The organism is Pseudomonas sp. FH1 (assembly GCF_000510895.2).
In the GTDB taxonomy this organism is placed as follows: Bacteria; Pseudomonadota; Gammaproteobacteria; order Pseudomonadales; family Pseudomonadaceae; genus Aquipseudomonas; species Aquipseudomonas azotoformans_A.
Genome location: NZ_AOHM01000046.1, coordinates 23,039 through 40,182 on the forward strand (window position 1 = coordinate 23,039; position 17,144 = coordinate 40,182).

The following is a 17,144-nucleotide window of genomic DNA, read 5'->3' on the forward strand; positions in this document are numbered from 1 at the left end:
GCCACGGATTGCGGGGCCTGCGCCCAGCATCCACAAATTGTGATTGTGGAGGTTTGTAAAAGCCTCGGGAGTGCCGCAAATGAGTAACGTAACGGCGGCATTGCCGCGCAAAGTTCTGACTTCTGACGAGCGCGATTTCCTCAAGCAGGGCAACCGGCTGCTGCTCGACAAGCCCAACGGCCGTATCGGCGCCGCCGCGCTGATGGACCTGGTCGCAGACTGGGGAAACCACCGTGGCAGTCTTGGGTTCCCGGACTACGCCCGCCGGTGGATCACTGAGGGGCACGCCAAGAACAAAATCGCCGACAAGATGCTCCGAGAGCTGTTTGGCCTGAATGAACCGACACCGAGGAAAGCGGCATGAATACAAGAAAGCCTTCACGTCTGCCGCTGGGCGATACCGAGTACATGCTTGAGCAGTGGGGCTACTGGCGCATGGACGGCATGGGCGTCCCGAGCTATGTGTCACCGTCCTGGGCGATCATGCGGGACATGATCCCATCGACGAGCAAGTCCTACGTCATCACGGACGAATTGGCCAGCGTCGTTGATGGCGCTGTCGCGAGGCTGTGCAAGCGGGCCCCGGAGATGGGCGACTTCGTTTGGCTGTACTACGCGGCCAAGTGGCCAGCCAAGCGAATCGGCAATAAGTACGACATGAGTGAGGCGAAGGCCAGGGAGATCATCAAGACGGGCGTCGGCTGGATTGACTGCTCGCTGGAGAAACTTATCGACGCCGCATAAAAAACTTGCACTCGCGGAATAGCCTTGTTTTCATGGCAACGTGTTCAGCTTTTCAAGCGCGACACCAGACAAAAGCCCAGCCTAACCCGCTGGGCTTTTTTCGTTTCTGGAAGGCGGCGCTCAGTGGTGGGCAATACGGTTTGAACCCGGAGCTGCTGGAAACGGTAAGGGTTCGACTCCTTCGCCTTCCGCCAAGTTTTCGCTGACTGAATGTGCGCTGGGACGCACACGGGACTGTAAATCCTGCGCCGAGTGCTATGTGGTTCGATTCCATCAGGCAGCACCAGTTTTGATGTGGGCGTTAGCCATAGCCAGGGTGGGCCTTCGGGCAGGGCCTGGACGCGGTATCGCCGGTAGTCACGCGTTACGAAAGAACACCGGCAGCCAACACACCCTAGTCCTCAGTTGTGCTTGCGGGGTGGTGTTGGCGGACTGATGGGAAAGACCATCAACCTATTCCAAGGCTCGCCATATCGGCGGGCCTTTTCTCGTTATGAGGCACGGAAAATGTCCGGCTCTATCCAATCCAGCAACTACGTGCCGGGCGTTTCCGGCTGGAAGCTCGATCAAGCCACCGGTGATTTCGAGATTAACTCTTGCACCATCGGCAGCGCGGCCAATGCGCCAGAGCGCCAGATGGTGTCGGTCGAAGTGGCCAGCTGGAGCAAGTACGACCTGCCCAAGAATGCCGCCAACCTGCTCCAGTTCATGCAGGCAGAGCTTGAGCGGGTGCCGGAGCAATATCGTCACGCCGCCGAGTTCGAAGAGTTCGATGCGAGCTATGGCGATGAGTCGTTCAATTCCCGCCTGTTCCTGAGCTACGCCCGACTTGAAACCGAGGAAGAGCTTGCTGATCGCCTCGCGAAGGCGAAATTCGCAGGCACGCGGATCGTACACAACGGCGGCTGCACCGCGATCACTTGTGATGGTGTCGTGCGGGTGCGGTTCGGCAATCTGGACCAGTCAGAGCCTGAACAGCCTGAACCCCTCAAGGTTGATGGCGACCAGGTCTACATCCGTGAGGCCCTGATTCAGGACGGCATCATAAAGTCGCCATGGCCCGCTGCCTGGAGCGTGCGGATGCAGCTCGGCGAGAACGGCAAGTTGTACGCCGCGGGCATGGGCGTTGGATTGCCATCGCAGTTCGTGGTTTCGGCTGATCGCTTCGCCATCAATGACCGAAGCGCCTCTGACATTCTCCAGGACATCGCAGGCAAGATCGGCGAGACCAAGCTTGGCCAAGAACTGAAAGAGCAGGTTGACCTGCTGGGCTCTAATCTCGACGATCGGGTCAAGTCGCTGATCCGCAAGGAGCTCATGCCTGGCGGCTTGCTCCACCGCTCACGCTAATCCCCGGCCCGCCACTGAGCGGGCATTTTCGTTTTCGGCCCCGCCACACCCATTGCTCCGAGCTGGGAGTGTTGCTGGAGCTGAGTCAAATCTAAAAATTCTGGAGCTGAGCATGAGGAGCGAATACCGCCAAGCTGTCGAGGCTGTCATTGCGCAGGAGTCGAAGCTGGCAGAGGTGACTAAGCTGCATGCTGATGCCGCAGCTCGGGAGAAGCAGTTATCGGAAGCTCTGCGGTTAAATCAGGAGACGCTCGAGCGGTACGAGCGCCGAGTCGCTGAGCTTGAGTCGCAGATGACCTAAATACTTAGGGTGACTCAGAATCCGAGATACGAATCGAGCAAGCTCGGATACTTCAATGGGCCTTTTGTGGCTTTCTTTTTGTTGGTGACATCAATCACAACCATGATGTCCTTGGTTGAGTTGAAGTCGCTACCGACATACAAGGTCGAGCATAGATCTTCTGCTGTCGTATCCAGCTCAAAGCAGTAAAAGGACGTAGTTTCGTCCCAGTGTTTGTAAGCCGTTAGTTCGTTAACTTTCTTCACGAACGAGTCGTATCGAGCTTGGCGTGAGTCGTCAGATTTAAACTCAAAAGTCACGATAAAATTTGCCATGGTTCCATCCGTTGTTGCGATTGTAGGAGTCACGACGATAGCACGGAGCCATATGCCCGCCACCCAGCGGGCTTTTTTTTCCTAACTCCCTGAAGGGGAGGAACTGAGATGGCTCCCATGCCCGAAAAAGACCCTAACTTGTGGGCCGCTGCATTTGCCTGGCTTGCAGCGCACCAGCCGCAACTCTATGCCTCTGGCTTATCGGTGCTCATTGCCATCCTGCGGGTTGTGTATGGCGGCGGCACTCGTCGCCAGATGATCCTTGAGGGCGCCCTGTGCGGGCTGATTACCCTGGCTCTGGTGCCGCTACTGGAGTGGATGGGACTGCCTCAGGGCATGGCTACCTTCGCCGGTGGCGCGGTTGGGTTCGTAGGTGTTGAGAAGCTGCGCGACTACTCAGACAGGTTTATTGGTCGCAAGGCTGACTCGCTGTAATCCGCGCCACGTTTTCGAATGTGCCAAATCGTGGCGCGCAACGAGGAACAACCCATGAGCACAGTCAGTGCTGAGTATTACCAGATCAAGGGCATGGTCAGTGATATGCCGGCGGATGAGCAGGCAGAAGTCGCCCGTGTAGAGGCCCTGGTGGTAGAGCTGGCCAAGACCTCTCAGTCAGCAGCGCTTGGCGTGGTCCTGGCCAGCATCAAGCTTTCCCTGGAGCCATGATGGCTTGCAGTGGATGCGCCGCCCGGCGCGAGTGGCTCAACAAGATGAGGAAGCTGGCATATGAGCGAGCAAAAGGAATCCTTGGGGTTCAACCTGTGCCGGCTGACACCGGATCAGATGGCAATAATCAAGGGGAGGGAGCAGGAGTTCCTGACGATCTTCAAACAGCAGTTGGTAGAGCAAGCGAAGACCAACGATCTGCTGGCCCTGTTGATTCAGGCCCTGGCTGATGATGAAGCCGAGCAAGACCCTGACGCATTGCCTCTGACCTACATGGATGGGAGCAAGGTGACCTGATGGCTCGCCTCCAGACCCTGGGTAATAGGGTCGCCACCCAAGGCAACAGACTGGCAACCGCGGCACCTGGTTCGTGGAGGACTGGCAAGACCACCTCTAGCCAGCGCGGGTACAACTACGAATGGCAGAAGGCCAGACTGGTACACCTCAACGAGAACCCGCTCTGTGTCTACTGCCAGCGCGAGGACAGGGTGACGGCGGCGAACACCGTCGACCACGTCATCCCTCACCGCGGTGACATGACGCTGTTCTGGGACCGGACCAACTGGATGAGCCTATGCGGCACCTGTCACTCCTCGAAGAAGCAGCGCGAGGAGGCGCAGGGAGCCTGAACCCATGTGTGGCACGTCACATCCCCGATGCGGCACGCCAATTCCCCGCGTCGAGACCAGGGGGCGGTCAAATTATGGAGACCGACTTTTCTCCAGACCACTCCCCCTCTCACGCGCAGATTTTTTCCCCTTTTTGAAAAAGGAATTCAGCAAATGGCAGGCGTCAAAGGCAAGAGCGGGGGCGCTCGCCCCAACTCTGGCGGCGCTCGGCCGGGTGCTGGCCGGAAAAAGAAGGTTGATCCGGAATCAGCAAACTCCTCGGCGGTGTCCGTGGAGTTCGAGGCGCAGCCACATGGTGGTGCGCTGAAGCGCGAAAGGGCGGTGCCGGTCCAAGCTCCAGAGATGGACATGCTGTCCTTGTTGACCAAGATCGCCCTCGGCGAGCTGGATGCCAGCCCAATACAGGTTCGGGCAGCAATTGCCGCTGTTCAATACACCCATGTCAAAAAGGCAGACGGTGGAAAGAAGGACGAGCAGCAGAAAGCAGCCGAGCATGCCGCTGGGAAATTCTCCCGGCAGGCACCACCCAAATTAGTCGCAACGAACGGTAAGAAGGTTTAACTATGGAGTGGTCGACAGCGTGCCCCGACTGGGATCGGCGGTTGGTCGCCCGCGACTCGATTATCCCGCCGCCGATCTTCGTAGAGGAGGCCGAGCGCGCCCTGCAGATATTCAAGGAGCTACGCGTCCCAGATCTGCCAGGTAAGCCACGGATGGCGGATTGCTGTGATGAGTGGGTGTTCAACTTCGTTCGCTGCATCTTCGGGGCCTACGATGCTGAGACTGGCAAGCAGCTGATACGAGAGTTCGGCCTACTGATCAGTAAGAAGAACACGAAGAGCACCATCGCCGCAGGCATCATGCTCACCGCACTGATCCTGTGCTGGCGGGAGGAAGAAGAGCATCTGATCCTGGCTCCAACCCGCGAGGTCGCTGACAACGCATTCAAGCCGGCGGCGGCCATGGTCAGGGCTGACGCAGAGCTGTCAGCAATGTTCCATATCCAAGATCACATCAGGACCATCACGGACCGCACCACGCGAAACTCGTTGAAGGTCGTTGCAGCTGATACCGATACCGTGTCAGGCAAGAAGTCGGGCAAGGTTTTGGTCGATGAGCTTTGGGTCTTCGGCAAGCGCTCCAATGCTGAATCCATGTTTATGGAAGCGCTCGGCGGTCAGATCTCCCGCGAAGAAGGGTGGGTCATCTTTCTGACCACCCAAAGCGATGACCCTCCCGCTGGTGTGTTTAAGGAAAAGCTGAGCTACTGGCGGAATGTGCGGGACGGCAAAATCCTGGATCGCAAAACACTGGGTATCTTGTACGAATTCCCCTTGCAGATGATTGAGGACAAGGCGTACCTGAGGCCAGAAAACTTCTACATCACCAACCCCAACATAGGCCGTTCGGTTAGTGCTGAGTGGTTGGGTGACGAGCTCAAAAAGAAACAGGGCGCCTCCGATGGCACCCTTCAACAGTTTCTGGCTAAGCATCTCAACATCGAGATAGGGCTGAACCTACGCTCGGATCGATGGGCCGGCGCTGAGTTCTGGGAGGCTCAGGCGGCACCGGAAGGCCTGACCTTCGAGCAACTGATTGATCGCTCTGAGGTTGTCGACGTTGGCATCGATGGCGGGGGCCTGGATGACTTGCTCGGCTTTGCCGCTGCTGGCCGCGACAAGCTCACCAGGCAATGGCTGGTATGGACACATGCCTGGGCTCACCCATCAGTGTTGGAGCGCCGTAAAAGCGAGGCCCCGCGCTTTCGGGATTTTGCCAGCGACGGTGATTTGACCCTGGTTGAAACCATCGGTGAGGACGTGCAAGACGTTGCCGAACTGGTGGCCAGGGTGGAGGCGGCGGGCTTGCTCGACAAGGTCGGTCTCGATCCGTCAGGCATCGGCGCCATTCTTGACGCTTTGGCCGAGGCCGGCATTCCGGAAGAGAAGATCATCGGCATCAGCCAAGGCTGGAAGCTGAACGGCGCAATCAAGACCACTGAGCGAAAGCTGGCTGAGGGCGGTTTGGTCCATGGCGGACAACCAATGATGGCCTGGTGCTGCGGCAATGCCCGGGTGGTACCAGCCGGTAACGCCATCTTGATCACCAAGCAGGCGTCGGGTTTGGCGAAGATCGACCCATTGATGGCGGCCTTCAACGCCATCTCGCTGCTGTCGCTCAATCCTCAAGCCCAAAGTGGGCTCGACAATTACCTGGCTGATGGGTTCTTCGGACTCATCGGCTCGAACTCATAGGCTGAATATGGCATCTCGTTGGTACAACCCGCTGTCATGGCGCATGTTCGGCTACAACGACCCGGCGACTGGCGACTACGTTGAAGTCGACATGGTCGCCGGCGGGAAACGCACTAAGTCGGGCGTGAAGGTCACAGCAAAGTCAGCAATTACGATCCCGATCGTCTGGGCTTGCGTGAAGATCCTGAGCGAGTCTGCTGCGGGTCTGCCGCTCAAGATCTTTGAGGACACGCCATCAGGTCGCGTGCTGGCTGATACCAAGTCGCGGCAGGCCCGGGTACTGAGAAAGCCCAACCCGTACATGACCAAACTCAACTTCCTCAAGTGTGCCGTGGTTAACATGGCGCTGCGGGGGAATGCTTACAGCATCATTGAACGTACCGATAACGGTGACTGGATCGGCTTCATTCCTGTGAGCGCCGATAACGTTGAAGTAGACACCTCCGATGACCTGATCTATTGGGTCACGATTAGTGGTAAGCGGTTCCCGGTATCGCCGGAGAACATGTTGCACTTCAAATTGTTCAGCATGGACGGTATCAACGGACTTTCACCTGTTGAGTATCAAGCTGAGTCGATGGGGCTTGCCAAGACCGCGCAGAACTGGTCTGCGATGTTCATGCGCAAAGGCGGCTTCACGGGCGGTTACGTCATCTATGAACAGTTCCTGACCAAGGCACAGCAGGAACAGATCATGGCTAAATTCCCTGACGTCCGGAAAGGCGACGTCAATGACATCGGCTCGATGGGGGTTTTGCAGGGCGGCCCGAAGATCGTGCCTGCCGGGCTGAGCCAGAAGGACAGCCAGTTCATTGAGTCCCAGCAATTTCAGGAGGAAGCGATTGCCGGTTGCTACGGCGTCCCTCTGTACCTGGCCAACCGCGCCGGCAAGACCTCAATCATGGGATCGAACCTGGAACAACAAACCAGCGGTTACGTGACCTTTGGCCTCAAGCCTTACCTCGACGCGATCGAGGACGAAATCAACGACAAGCTCTTCCGCGATAAACCCCAGTTTGTGGAGTTCATTGTGGAGGGTTTGCTGCGCGCAGATAGCGCGGGCCGGGCGGCCTATTACAAGGCTGCGCTTGGCGGCTCTGGTGGCTCTGGCTGGTTAAGTATCAACGCCGTCCGAGAGAAAGAAAACGAGCCCCGCCTGGCTGGCGAAGAATACGACCGGGTCACCCGGTGGGAGATGCAAACAAATGTCAAAGATTGAAGTCCCGTTTGAACTGAAAGGGATGGACGACGCGGGCAACTTTGAAGGCTACGCCGCGGTGTTCAACAACATCGATCTGGGCGACGACGTGATCCTGCCGGGTGCCTTCACGAAGGTAAAGACCACTCGCGGGGGACGCCTGAAGCTGGCGCTGTTCCATGATCTGACCCGGCTTGTGGGTTCTGCGGCATTCACTCAAGACGACCATGGCCTTTACCTTAAAGGCAAGATCAACCTGGCTGTGAGCTATGCCCGTGATGCATACGAGCTCATGAAGGAAGAGACGCTGGACAGCATGTCCATCGGCTTCAACACCATCAAAGCCACGTTCGAAGAGCGTGATGGTCGCACTGTGCGGCTGATCAGTGCTGCTGAACTGTGGGAAGCCTCAATCGTGCCTTTCGGGATGAACCCGGAGGCAAAGGTTACCGACGTGAAGTCGGATATCAGACTTTTTGAAGCAGCCCTGCGCGAACGCATGGGGCTCTCGCAAAAGGAGGCGGCAGCAGTCGCCTCGCTCGGCTATTCCGCCGTACACCGTGATGGTGGGACGGCGGCCACGGCGATCGTGGATGAGCTGAAAGAAATATCCAACCTGTTCAAAAACCAATTTGGAGTTCAGCCATGACCGCTGATGTTAAAGAAATTCGCGAAGCCCTGGAAAAACAACTCTCCGAGGGCTTCGGCGGGTTGCAACAAAAATATGACCATGTGTCGGCGGAGCTCGAAAAGGGCAACGCTGCAACCAAGGACATTAAGTCTCAGATCGAAAACCAAAAGGGTGAGATCGAGCGCGTCATCGAGCAGGTGCAGAAGCTCGAAGAAAAGGGTGTTCGTCTGCGCTCCCTGGGCGGCGAGCAGAAGGGCTTCATCGACTTTGTCAAAGGCAACGACGACTACAAGGCGCTGCTCGACAAGAAGCAGGACCGCGCCGAAATCGAAGTCACCAAGTCGGCCATGGCGACCATGTCCGAAGTCAAGGTGACCAGCGCCGGCCTGGTGGCACCTCAGTACGACCCAGTAATTCAGGACAAGCCACGGCAGAACCTGGTGATCCAGGATCTGATTCCGTCGACGCCGGTTACCGGCACCACCTTCACTTACTTCAAGGAACTGCTCCACACCCTGGGTGCAGGCATGGTCGGTGAGGGTGAAGCGAAGCCTTCCAGCGACGTGACCTTCGAAGAAGCCACCGACACCATCAAGAAGATCGCGGTTTGGATGCCGGTAACCGACGAGGCACTGGACGACGTGCCGCAGCTCTACAGCTACATTCAGGAGCTGCTGCGTTACGACCTGAAGCTGAAGAAGGAAGGCCAAATCCTCAAGGGCGATGGCATCGGCAAGAACATGAACGGCATCATGACTCAGGCGACAGCTTTCAACGCTGCCCTGAGCAAGGCGAATGATACCGCTATCGACACCGTCCGCCGCGCGCTGTACCAGGTTGGCAAGCAATCGAAGCGTTCGGCCGATGCCGTGGTGATGACTGATCTGGACTGGATGAACATCGAGTTGGAAAAGGACGCCCAGAACCGCTATCTGTTCGCCAATCTGCAGGGCCTGGTTACTCCGATCCTGTGGGGGCGCCCGGTTGTGGCCTCCGACAGCATGGACGAAGGCGATGGCACCACCACCGGCGGCGAATTCCTGACGGGCTCTTTCGCGCAGGGCGCACGGATCTATGACCGCATGGCGTTCACCATCAAGGTCGGCATGATCAACGACGACTTCATCAAGAACAAACGCGCCATCTTGGTCGAGGAACGTTTGGGGCTGGCGGTGCGCCGTCCTTACGCGTTCGTGAAGGGCCGCTTCAAGCCTCAGGCTTGATTGTGTCGAATTTATCCCGGGGCCTGACGGCCCCTTTTTTGTGGAGAAGGTTATGAAAGTCAAAGTTCTGTGGGGCTTCGAAGGCGACCCTGACAAGGTCAAGGTGAACAACGGCCGAGTATCCGCCGGCGAGGTTCTCGACCTGGAAGATGAGGAATACGCTCATCGCTTGATCGGAAAGGGTTTGGCTGCACTCGACAAGGAAGGCTCCACACCCAAGGCCAATAAGCAATCTAAGCCCGACGAGACCAAGTAATGATCGACCTGGCGCGCGTGAAGCTCCACCTGCGAGTGGACGGTGGTCAGGAAGATGCCCTCATCACCGGATACATTGAGGGCGCCAAGTCCCATATTGCCATGCACTGTGATCGTGAGCTGGTCGAGGGTTCCCCGGTCGAGCCTTATCAGATGGGAATCACCGCCGACGTTGAGCAGGCCATTCTGCTGTTGGTGGGGCATTGGTACGAAAATCGCGAAGACGCCGCCGCCGGCGTGACTCCGACAGCGGTGGAGCGTTTGCTCTGGTATAGGAAGCGTTTCTGATGGAAGCCGGAAAACTTCGCCACCCAGTCGAAATTCAACACAAAATCACGCCGCGAGACCCTATTACTGGCGACTTCCTTACCCCGGCCTGGGTGGAATTTGCCAAGGTTTGGGCGGCGGTTGAGGATTTATCGGCCCGTGACATGATCGCCGCCAAGGCAGGCCAGTCCCAGGTAACTGGGCGGATGGTGATTCGCTACCAGGTCGGCGTGCTGCCGACAATGCGTGTGATCCATCGAGGCGAGACCTACAGCATTGAAGGTCCGCCGCTTGCCGACAAGAAGTCCGGCCTTGAATACCTGACATTGCTGGTTTCGAAGGGGGTAAAGGATGGCTAGCTCGATTTCTGCCCAGCTCCAAGGCGTCGCGTCGACGATCGACAAGATGCGGAGCCTGGCGCCGCGGCTTCAGAAAAAAGGCCTTCGTCGGGCTGCGCGTGAAGCGATGAACATCATCCGCGACGACGCGAAAGCCCGCGCCAAAGCCCTAGATGATCCTGATACCAAGGAAAAAATCTGGCGCAACGTGATCACTCAGGAAGCGACCAAGCAATCCAGACGTGAGGGAGGCGTGGTGATGCGCGTCGGCATTCGAGGCGGTGCCGGTTCTAACCAGCACAGCAAGGACGCAAGCGGAAACCCCGGGGGCGACACGCGGCACTGGCGCTATATCGAGTTCGGTACCCAGTTCACGCCGCCAGCGCCTTTCATGCGCCCGGCATTCTCGCAGAACGTCAATGCGGTCACGGAACGGTTTGTCGCGAGCCTTGGCCGCGAGATTGATGCCGCGCTCAGGGGGAATTGATGGGTCCGCCTATTTTTCTGGTTTGCTCAACCGATCCGATGGTTACCGCGCTCATCGGTTCTGGTGTTGACTGCCGAATTTATTCATTCGGCGAGGCGCCCGAAGGCGTCGTGAAGCCTTACGTGGTGTGGAACCTGATTGACGGTAATCCAGAAAACTACCTCGCTGGGCGGCCCGATGCTGACGGCTTCACGTTGCAGGTGGACGTGTACGCCGCGAACGCCGGCCAGGTAACGCAAGTCACCAGTGCCTTGCGGGATGCGCTGGAACTGAAGGCCAACATCACACGCTGGGGGGCTTCAGGCCGAGATCCGACGACGAAGGACTACCACCGCAGCTTTGATATCGACTGGATCACCCTTCGATAGAGCATCACCCCATCAACCCGCCGAGTGCGGGTTTTTTTATGCCCGACATTTGGAGAACGCCATGTCGATCCTTTCCCAAGGAACCCAGATTTACGCACTCGTCCCGCCACTGAACGGCACCGGCCCTAAAACCGTGCTCGCCATCGAGTGCGCCACTGCATTCAGCCCGGGCGGTTCGCCGGCGGATCAGATTGAGGACACGTGCCTGGAAGACACCTCGCGCAGCTACAAGAAGGGCTTGCGCACCCCGGGGCAGGCTTCGTTGACCGTCAACGCTGACCCGAACAACGCGAGCCATATTCGCCTGCACCAGCTGTCTGAAACCGAAGGCGACACCACTATCCAGTGGGCGGTTGGCTGGTCTGATGGCAAGGCGGCCCCAACGGTCGCGGCTGGCGGTGCGCTGGGCGCAGTCACGATCGGTGCCGGTGGTACCGGATACACGACTGCCCCTACGGTAGCGTTCACTGGCGGCGGCGGCACCGGCGCGGCTGGTACCGCCACGGTATCCGGCGGCGCAGTGACCGGCGTCACGATCACCAACGCTGGCACCGGTTACACCAGCGCTCCCACGGTTGCTTTCACGGGCGCCGGTACCGGGGCAACAGCCACCGCCGCCATTTCGGCTGGTGACAGCTTCGAGCTTCCGGAAACCCGCACCTGGTTTGTTTTCGAAGGCTACGTGAGTGACTTCCCGTTCGACTTCGCCGCCAATGCCGTGGTCAGCACCGCCGCCACCATTCAGCGCTCGGGCGGTTCCGCCTGGGTTCGCAAAACCGCTTAAGGGGCTCGCATGAACCTGGCTCAACTGAAAAAGAAAGGGGGCGTCATTGCTGACGCCCTGGTGCAGCGCGATGTCGAGTGGAAGCACTTCGACGCCAAAGGTAAGGAAGTGACCGACAAATTCAAGGTGCACATTCGCCGGCATGCTTTTGGGGTCATGGAAGCAATGTTTGCTGGTGGAGAGGCCGAGCGCTTCAAAAACGCCCGGTACCTTTCGGCCAGCATCATGCTTGGCGACACCGGTGAAGAGGAGTTGCCCTTCGAAGATGCTGTAAATCTCGACTCCGGCCTGGGCGTTGTCCTGCTGCAAGCAGTGAACGAGGTCAATAATCCCGTAAAAAACTGACTCCCGCCGATGAGTTTTGGCACGAACTGGTGCTGAACGGAGTCGGCGGGTGCACCATCGCGGAAGCCAAGGCCAATATCTCCTACGCGGAGGTTTTGGCCTGGTCCGAGTATCGCGATAAGCATGGAACGCTCAATCTCGGCCGGCGGATGGAAGTATCGGCCGCGATTATCGCCCTTCAGGTGAATCGCGGGGCCGGAGGCAAGGCGGAGTTCGTGGACTTCATGCCACATGCCGCAACGAAAGAGATGCAGCTTGAGCAGGCCATGGAAGAGTGGGTGTGATCATCGCCATGGATGGTGGTAGATTGCTGTCAAAACACCATGAGGGATCAGGATGAGAGTTGTAGTTTTGGTGATGTTTGCTTTATTGACGGCCGGCTGCGCATCGGCACCTCCGTTAAATTTCTCTGTGCAGGGTCTGGGAGTTTCAAATAGCAAAATTGACGCAGACTTAAGATCTATTTCCGTCTCTTTTGCTGGACCAAATGAAGCCCGCGGTGAAATTCCATCAAGCGGTGAGGAGGTACCTGGTTACTGGGAGAGCGCATTGAGCGAAGGGGTCAATCGTATTTCAGTCTTCGATGATGACTCTCCTCAAAAGGTAAATATCTTTGTAAAAGTCACAGAACTCGACATTGCCGGTGGTGGCTTTGAGATGACTACAGAGGCTCGAGCGACCTATCAGGTTGTGAGTAGAAAGTCTGGCAAGGTTCTATACGAACGAGATATTTCTACTGTTGGGTCAGTTCCTGCTTCCTATGCATTCTTAGGCTCTACACGCATCAAAGAATCCATAAACAGAGCCGTTCAGAAAAACATTCGCGCTTTCCTGGATGCTTTGAGTACCGCAAAACTTAGAACTTAGCTCCATCAGCTAAAGCTTCAAAGGGCCCGCCAATGAGCGGGCTTTTTAACGTCTGGAGAAAAGTAAATGGCATCTCGGTCGCTCGGAACGCTGACGCTGGACCTGATCGCTCGCATCGGCGGTTTCCAGCAGGGAATGGATCGGGCTTCTCGGTCTGTCGCGAGCACTGGCGCCGCTGCTGATGCTGCATCTGCGCGAATAAACGCACTACAGGGCCAATTTCTCTCGTTATCGAGCATTGCATCAAAGATTGCTGGCCCTTTGGCTGCGGCATTCAGCCTGAACAGCGTATATCAGGCCACTGAAGCTTACAGCTCCCTAACCAACCGTCTTAAGCTCGTAACAACCGGCTCTTACGAACTGGTTACAGCTCAAAAAGCGGTCTTTGATATCGCTCAAAACTCTCGACAGCCGTTGTCAGCAACTGCTGAGCTTTATCAGCGAATCGCCACAAACCAGGCTGCTCTCAAGCTTTCCGGAGAGGGCGTTGCCGGGGTCGTTGGGACCATCAGCAAGACCCTCGCAATCTCGGGGGCTTCAGCGGAGAGTGCAAACGCAGCGCTGATCCAGCTTGGTCAGGCTTTTGCTTCCGGCGTGCTGCGCGGCGAAGAACTTAACTCAGTCATGGAGCAGGCTCCGGCGCTGGCCCAGGCAATTGCGGCGGGCATGGGCAAAACAGTCGGCGAGTTGCGGACAATGGGGGCTGCCGGAGAGCTTACTGCGCAGGCAGTGGTCAAGGCGCTACAAAGCCAAGCTGGCGCGGTTGATGCTCTGTTCGCCAAGACCGCCACGACAATCGGCAACAGCTTTACCGCCATCAGCAACTCAATGACGCGGTTTATCGGTGAGTTGGATCAGGCAACCGGTGCAAGTGCGAAGGTGGCTGCCGAATTCGTTGGGCTGTCAAAGGCTATTGACGGAAGCCTGCCTGGCTCGCTTGCGTCATTGCGCAACAACTCAGAAGCGCTCGCGCAAGTTATGACGACCGGGCTGTATGTGGCGCTGGGCAGAATCACCGGCGGTTTCGCTCAGCAAGGGGCTCAAGCACTCTACGCAGCGGCCTCAAATCAAACGCTGTTGACCGCCACTGCCGCTACAGCAAAGGGAGACTTGTACGCTGCCCAAGCCAAGCAAATTGATGCGAAGGCTTTGCTTCAACGTGCCAATCTTGAAATCACCTCCGCGCAAGGAAAGGTAGCTTCAGACCGTGTCAGACAGGCATCTGAACTCGCAAACATCACGACGGTCCAGGCTTCCCTGGCCGCAGAGCGCTTGCTGGAGCAGCAGCGGCTGGCGGCACAAATAAATGATACCGGCCGGGCGGCGTCGATCTCGCGCATTGCGGAACTTCGACTCGCTGAAGTTGCAGTCACAAAGAAAGTTGAGCAGGCCGAGCGTTCTCTTGCCTCGACTACCGTTGCGACCTCGCTGGAGATACAGGCGGCATATGCGAAAAGAACAGCTGCTGCATTAGCGTACGGAGAAACCACTGCGGTCGTTAATGCTGCTGCGGTTGCATCCGACAGAGCTGCCGCTGCCGCCAGTATCGCCGGTCGTGCATTTGGTGTGATGGCCGCAGCAGGCCGTGGTTTACTGGCTTTGATGGGCGGACCGGTTGGGCTACTTTTCGTGGCTGGAGCCGTTGCACTTTCGTTCGCCGACTTCCGCAGCAATGCTGATAAAGCAGCTCAAGGTCTGGAGGGTTTGAAGGGGCCACTGGACGAAGTAATTGCGAAGTTTCAGCAACTTACCCGTGACCAAAAAGCGGCAGCCCTGATCCGCTGGGGAGAGGCCGAGGCCGATGCAATTAAGGCAACCAGCGAGGAATACGACAAGTTCCAGAAGATCCTCAAAACAGGTCTTGTAGGACCTCGATCAAGCGCAAGCGGTACTGCGATTTTTCTCGAATACTCAAAGAGGATTGGTGAGGCGTCCGCCGCAGGCAAGGATCTTTCGCCGATTCTCGAGGAGCTGAGATCTAACAGCCTGGTTGACCCGAAAGTCGTTGATTCTCTGGTCAAGCAGGCCGGCGCACTATCGGTAGTTAAAAATGCGCAAAGCGAGGCTCGTGATCGCCTGAACGCCCTGAACGGCGAGATGAACAAAGGGGTGGCGGTCACGAATGGTGCTACTCAGGCGACCAAAGGAATGACCGCCGAAGGTGAGAAGTATCTGAAAACCTTGCAAACGCAACTCGGCAAGCTTCAGGACAACAATAATGCTGTTAAAGAGGCAAGCCGCTACATAGCTGAGCACACCGGTCTGTCGGAGGCGGACAAGACGGCAATCATGTCTGCCGCGTATGCATCTGACGCCCAAACAGCAGCGAACAAGGCCGCCACCAAAGAAACCCAGAACCACACCTCTGCACTGAAGGCGAACCTCAAAACCTTCGAAGATGCTGAGGAGAATTACAAGCGCCAGATCGCGCTGATTGACGAAACATCAGGGAAAAAGCAGAAGGCGACCGAGGTTGAGAAGCTGGCATTTGAAATAGCCAGCGGCAACTACGCCAAGCTCAGCGAGGCGCGCAAGAAAGAGCTTGAAGGGCTTGCCGCTGATCTCGACGCGAAAAAGGCCCTCGTAAAGGCCAACCAGGACGCCGCGAAACTCGCTGCGCTTGGCTACAACCTTAAGGAAAGCAACCAGACAGCAAGGGACGGTTTCGACCAGGAGCTGGCTGGTGCTGGGGAGGGCGACAAGTACAAGGCACGTCTGAAAGAGTTTCTGTCGATTGACCAGGACTTCAACAAACAGCGCCGGGAAATGTACAAGGAGTACAAGGACGCAACGCTGGCTGGCGATCCTGATGCACAGGAGAACTACGACAAGGAAACCGCTCTCTTGGAGGAGGCCCTGGCCGAGAGAATCGTTATCCAGCAGGACTATTACAACCAGCTCGACGAATCCCAAGCGAACTGGATGGATGGTGTCAGTAGTGCATGGCAGAACTATGTCGATGCGGCAACGGACTACTCCGCGATGGCGGCAGAGGCGACATCCTCAATACTCGGCGGGGCGAAAAGCAGTCTAAGCACCTTCCTCTCAGATGTTGCGAGCGGCGCAGAGGACGCCGGTGATGCGCTAGGGGACCTGGTAGGGAATTTCGCCAAATCGACATTGCAGGCGCTGTCTGACATGGCTGCGCAGTGGCTGGTCTACCAGGCAGTGCAATTGCTGGTTGGTAAAACCGCTCAGGCCAGCGCAGTTCCGGCGATGGTGGCCAATGCTCAGGCGACTGCCTTCCAGGCCAGTTTGGCGGCCTATGCTTCGACCGCAGCCATCCCAATTGTTGGCCCTGCGGCTGCGCCTTTGGCGGCGGCAACTGCTGCTGCAGCCACGGCGCCCATGGTAGCCGGTGTTGCAAGTGCTGCTCTTGCGGGCATGGCGCACGACGGTATGGGTAATATCCCGAAAGAAGGCACTTGGCTTCTCGACGGAGGCGAGCGAGTGGTAGCACCGGCCCAGAACAAGGACCTGACTAACTTCCTGGCCCGGCAGACTGCGGCAACCGAAAGTGTTGGTGATGGTGGTGCCGGCGGGAGAGGTGGAATTCACATCAATGCGCCTGTCAGCGTCCAGGCCCAGCCAGGTATGAGTGGTGACGATGCTCGCAAACAGGGCGAGGCGATGGGTCAGGGCCTGGTCTCTGAAATACGCCGAGTGCTTCAAGGCGAAATGGGGCAGGGCGGTTTGCTCTGGAGGCGAGTCTGATGGCGGAAACATTCAGCTACTGCGTTCAATTGGGTGGCGATGGAGAGATTGACCAGCGCACATGGGAGAACGATTTCGGCGACGGTTACACCCAGGCTGGCGGCATTGGCATCAATACCAAAAGCGAGAACTGGAACCTGACGCACTCTGGCGTTATGGCTCCCGGTGAGGAGTTGCTGAAGGTGCGCGATTTCATCGACCGGCACGAAGGCTACAGGTCATTCATGTGGACGCCGCCGGGCGGGGTGCCGGGCCGATATCGCTGCAAGGGCTACAAGTCCAAGCCGCTCGGCGCTGGCCTGTGGACGCTCTCGTTTACCTTCAAACAGACCTATACGCCATAACCAAAAACCTCCGAAAACCTCACCGGGCCCCGCTAAGTGCGGGGTTTCTTGTTCCTGGGGCCAT

At 57.5% G+C, this 17,144-nt stretch carries 24 protein-coding genes, 1 tRNA gene and 2 pseudogenes; 26 read left to right on the forward strand and 1 reads right to left on the reverse strand.

Annotated elements, in window-relative coordinates:
• Positions 1–79: 79 nt before the first annotated feature.
• From H096_RS15950 to H096_RS15965, 5 genes are all read left to right on the forward strand, one after another.
• Entirely contained in the window at positions 80–364 is a 285-nt protein-coding gene (locus H096_RS15950) for a hypothetical protein (RefSeq protein ID WP_033899852.1), read from the forward strand.
• Positions 361–744 carry an antiterminator Q family protein gene (locus H096_RS15955; protein WP_025858898.1) on the forward strand — a complete coding sequence of 128 codons (384 nt, stop codon included), beginning with the start codon at positions 361–363 and terminating at the stop codon, positions 742–744. Before H096_RS15950 ends, H096_RS15955 begins: the two co-directional genes overlap by 4 nt.
• A gap of 211 nt (positions 745–955) precedes the next feature.
• Positions 956–1,030 (forward strand) — tRNA-Tyr (locus H096_RS33935).
• A gap of 149 nt (positions 1,031–1,179) precedes the next feature.
• Entirely contained in the window at positions 1,180–2,094 is a 915-nt protein-coding gene (locus tag H096_RS15960; RefSeq protein WP_241495510.1) for a DUF1983 domain-containing protein, read from the forward strand.
• Positions 2,095–2,206: 112 nt separating this feature from the next.
• The gene (locus H096_RS15965) at positions 2,207–2,395 is read left to right on the forward strand and encodes a hypothetical protein (protein ID WP_033899856.1); all 189 of its coding nucleotides are present in this window, start codon (positions 2,207–2,209) and stop codon (positions 2,393–2,395) included.
• A 14-nt stretch (positions 2,396–2,409) separates the two neighbouring features.
• Here H096_RS15965 and H096_RS15970 read toward each other — a convergent pair whose 3' ends face one another.
• The gene (locus H096_RS15970; protein ID WP_033899858.1) at positions 2,410–2,709 is read right to left on the reverse strand and encodes a hypothetical protein; all 300 of its coding nucleotides are present in this window, start codon (positions 2,707–2,709) and stop codon (positions 2,410–2,412) included.
• Between the two features lie 108 nt (positions 2,710–2,817).
• Here H096_RS15970 and H096_RS15975 point away from each other — a divergent pair, with 108 nt between their 5' ends.
• From H096_RS15975 to H096_RS16065, 21 genes and pseudogenes are all read left to right on the forward strand, one after another.
• On the forward strand, positions 2,818–3,144 hold the full coding sequence (locus tag H096_RS15975) for a phage holin, lambda family (RefSeq protein ID WP_010564181.1): 327 nt from the start codon (positions 2,818–2,820) through the stop codon (positions 3,142–3,144).
• Between the two features lie 54 nt (positions 3,145–3,198).
• Complete coding sequence (locus H096_RS34255) at positions 3,199–3,375, forward strand: hypothetical protein (RefSeq protein WP_191983008.1); 177 nt, start codon at positions 3,199–3,201, stop codon at positions 3,373–3,375.
• Positions 3,376–3,435: 60 nt separating this feature from the next.
• Complete coding sequence (locus H096_RS15985; RefSeq protein ID WP_033899863.1) at positions 3,436–3,672, forward strand: hypothetical protein; 237 nt, start codon at positions 3,436–3,438, stop codon at positions 3,670–3,672.
• Positions 3,672–4,004: an HNH endonuclease signature motif containing protein gene (locus H096_RS15990; protein ID WP_033899865.1), complete on the forward strand. Its 333-nt coding sequence runs from the start codon at positions 3,672–3,674 to the stop codon at positions 4,002–4,004. Before H096_RS15985 ends, H096_RS15990 begins: the two co-directional genes overlap by 1 nt.
• Positions 4,005–4,157: 153 nt before the next feature.
• On the forward strand, positions 4,158–4,565 hold the full coding sequence (locus H096_RS15995) for a hypothetical protein (RefSeq protein ID WP_051422077.1): 408 nt from the start codon (positions 4,158–4,160) through the stop codon (positions 4,563–4,565).
• Between the two features lie 2 nt (positions 4,566–4,567).
• Entirely contained in the window at positions 4,568–6,259 is a 1,692-nt protein-coding gene (locus H096_RS16000; RefSeq protein WP_051422079.1) for a terminase large subunit, read from the forward strand.
• Between the two features lie 7 nt (positions 6,260–6,266).
• On the forward strand, positions 6,267–7,478 hold the full coding sequence (locus H096_RS16005; RefSeq protein WP_033899867.1) for a phage portal protein: 1,212 nt from the start codon (positions 6,267–6,269) through the stop codon (positions 7,476–7,478).
• Positions 7,465–8,106 carry an HK97 family phage prohead protease gene (locus tag H096_RS16010; protein WP_010564188.1) on the forward strand — a complete coding sequence of 214 codons (642 nt, stop codon included), beginning with the start codon at positions 7,465–7,467 and terminating at the stop codon, positions 8,104–8,106. Before H096_RS16005 ends, H096_RS16010 begins: the two co-directional genes overlap by 14 nt.
• Positions 8,103–9,311 (forward strand): phage major capsid protein, encoded by a 1,209-nt coding sequence (locus H096_RS16015; RefSeq protein WP_033899873.1) that lies wholly within the window; start codon positions 8,103–8,105, stop codon positions 9,309–9,311. The genes H096_RS16010 and H096_RS16015 overlap by 4 nt, the downstream gene beginning before the upstream one ends.
• Positions 9,312–9,363: 52 nt before the next feature.
• A complete protein-coding gene (locus H096_RS16020) occupies positions 9,364–9,567 on the forward strand; it encodes a hypothetical protein (RefSeq protein ID WP_033899875.1) in 204 nt (67 codons plus the stop codon).
• Positions 9,567–9,854, forward strand: a complete 288-nt coding sequence (locus H096_RS16025) for a head-tail connector protein (protein WP_033899878.1) — start codon at positions 9,567–9,569, stop codon at positions 9,852–9,854. The genes H096_RS16020 and H096_RS16025 overlap by 1 nt, the downstream gene beginning before the upstream one ends.
• Entirely contained in the window at positions 9,854–10,192 is a 339-nt protein-coding gene (locus tag H096_RS16030) for a phage head closure protein (RefSeq protein ID WP_033899880.1), read from the forward strand. Before H096_RS16025 ends, H096_RS16030 begins: the two co-directional genes overlap by 1 nt.
• Entirely contained in the window at positions 10,185–10,658 is a 474-nt protein-coding gene (locus H096_RS16035; protein ID WP_033899882.1) for an HK97-gp10 family putative phage morphogenesis protein, read from the forward strand. Before H096_RS16030 ends, H096_RS16035 begins: the two co-directional genes overlap by 8 nt.
• Positions 10,658–11,026, forward strand: a complete 369-nt coding sequence (locus H096_RS16040) for a DUF3168 domain-containing protein (protein WP_033899884.1) — start codon at positions 10,658–10,660, stop codon at positions 11,024–11,026. The genes H096_RS16035 and H096_RS16040 overlap by 1 nt, the downstream gene beginning before the upstream one ends.
• A 61-nt stretch (positions 11,027–11,087) precedes the next feature.
• Positions 11,088–11,417 (forward strand): annotated as a pseudogene (locus tag H096_RS34540) (phage tail tube protein); the annotation flags it as partial.
• A gap of 228 nt (positions 11,418–11,645) precedes the next feature.
• Positions 11,646–11,810 (forward strand): annotated as a pseudogene (locus H096_RS34545) (phage tail tube protein); the annotation flags it as partial.
• A 9-nt stretch (positions 11,811–11,819) separates the two neighbouring features.
• Positions 11,820–12,155, forward strand: coding sequence for a phage tail assembly chaperone family protein, TAC (locus H096_RS16050; protein ID WP_033899888.1), 336 nt, complete (start codon positions 11,820–11,822; stop codon positions 12,153–12,155).
• Positions 12,156–12,184: 29 nt separating this feature from the next.
• Complete coding sequence (locus H096_RS16055; protein WP_033899890.1) at positions 12,185–12,439, forward strand: hypothetical protein; 255 nt, start codon at positions 12,185–12,187, stop codon at positions 12,437–12,439.
• A 52-nt stretch (positions 12,440–12,491) separates the two neighbouring features.
• Positions 12,492–13,022, forward strand: a complete 531-nt coding sequence (locus H096_RS33280; RefSeq protein WP_082461599.1) for a UDP-N-acetylglucosamine acyltransferase — start codon at positions 12,492–12,494, stop codon at positions 13,020–13,022.
• Positions 13,023–13,088: 66 nt separating this feature from the next.
• Positions 13,089–16,736 carry a phage tail tape measure protein gene (locus H096_RS16060; protein ID WP_033899892.1) on the forward strand — a complete coding sequence of 1,216 codons (3,648 nt, stop codon included), beginning with the start codon at positions 13,089–13,091 and terminating at the stop codon, positions 16,734–16,736.
• Positions 16,736–17,080: a phage tail protein gene (locus tag H096_RS16065; RefSeq protein ID WP_033899894.1), complete on the forward strand. Its 345-nt coding sequence runs from the start codon at positions 16,736–16,738 to the stop codon at positions 17,078–17,080. The genes H096_RS16060 and H096_RS16065 overlap by 1 nt, the downstream gene beginning before the upstream one ends.
• Positions 17,081–17,144: the final 64 nt, after the last annotated feature.